The organism is Rhizobacter sp. P2_H2, assembly GCF_056403375.1.
The window spans coordinates 1-1449 of sequence record NZ_JBFUFP010001245.1; the positions used below are offsets into that span (position 1 = coordinate 1).

The 1449-nt window shown below is 75.2% G+C and carries 2 protein-coding genes; both read left to right on the forward strand.

All coding sequences use genetic code 11. From position 1 onward, the window contains the following. Positions 1 to 739, forward strand: a 739-nt coding sequence (locus tag AC1D15_RS32020; RefSeq protein ID WP_477829225.1) for a heme-dependent oxidative N-demethylase subunit alpha family protein, incomplete at its 5' end; no start/stop codon positions are given. Further along, a partial coding sequence (gene mnmC2 / locus AC1D15_RS32025) for a tRNA (5-methylaminomethyl-2-thiouridine)(34)-methyltransferase MnmC2 (RefSeq protein WP_477829226.1) occupies positions 736 to 1449 on the forward strand: 714 nt, incomplete at its 3' end. The genes AC1D15_RS32020 and mnmC2, both read left to right, overlap by 4 nt.

The following is a 1449-nucleotide window of genomic DNA, read 5'->3' on the forward strand; positions in this document are numbered from 1 at the left end:
GGCCGCGCTGTGCGGGCACGCTGCCGCCGAGTGGCCCGCCGCATGGCACCACGAGGCCGGCGCCTGGCACGCCCCCTGGCTCGGCTGGTCGCTCGCGGGCGACGAGCCGCAGGCCGATGGCGACGCCGCGCCCGACATCGGCCGCTGCCTGTCGGCCCTGCCGCGCGAATGGCGGCTGCCGGCGCTGCTGTGCCTCGCGTTCGCCGAAGACTTCGCGGTCATCGACGGCGACAGCGCCCGCATCCCGTGGCTCGCGGTGTGCCTGCCGTCGAACTGGGCACCCGAAGAGAAAGTCGGCCGGCACTTCGCCGAGGTGCACGCCCCGGTCGCCGACAACCTGCTGCTCGTCAACGCCGGCGAGCACCTCGCGCGGCTCGTCACGCAGCCCGATCGCTGGGAGCGCTTCGTCTGGACGATCACGCGGCACCCGCGGCTGCATGCGCACCCGGACCGCGTCGACCCGGCGCCGTGGTCGCCGGCCGCCACGGCCGACGAGCTCGCGGCGCGCGCCTTCTTCCGCACCGAGCACCAGACCTTCATCCCGGTGCCGGGCGTGCGCCAGGCGGTGTTCACGATCCGTGTCAGCGTCACGCCGCTCGCGCAGGCGCTGGCCGACCCTGCGCAGGCGCGCCAGGTGCACGATGCGCTGTCGACGATGAGCCCCGCCGTGCTGGCCTACCGCGGCCTGACCGATGCGCGCGACCGCCTGCTGGACTGGCTCGCGCGCCGCGCAGCATGAACAGCCGCCCGATCGTGCCGGCGGAGCTCGGCTGGTCGCCCGAGGGGCTGCCGTTCTCGCCGCGCCATGGCGATGTCTACCACCCGCTCGCCGGCGCAGCGCAGCAGGCCCTGCACGTCTTCCTCGGCGGCAACCAGCTGCCGCAGCGCTGGCAGGGCCGCACGCGCTTCGTCGTGCTGGAGACCGGCTTCGGCCTCGGCAACAACTTCCTCGCCACCTGGGATGCCTGGCGGCGCGATGCGCAGCGCTGCGACACGCTGGTCTTCGTCTCGACCGAGCTGAACCCGCTGCGCCGCGATGACCTGCAGCACGTCCCGCGCGAGCCGGCATGGGCCGCGCTCGCGCCGCAGCTCGAAGCCGCCTGGCCGCCGCTGACGCCCAACCTGCACCGCCTCTCGTTCGAGGGCGGCCGGGTCCAGCTGCTGCTCGCGCTCGGCGACGCGCGCGACTGGCTGCCCGAACTGGTGGCCGAGGTCGATGCGTTCTACCTCGACGGCTTCGCCCCCGCGCGCAACCCCGATGCCTGGGACAGCCGCCTGCTGAAGACCCTCGGCCGGCTGGCCGCCCCGGGCGCGACGGCCGCCACCTGGAGTTCCGCACGCGCGGTGCGCGACGGGCTGGTGACGGCCGGCTTCGAGGTGGAGCGGACGCCGGGGCGCGGCGGCAAGCGCGACATCACGCTGGCCCGGTTCGCGCCGGCATTCGTGCCG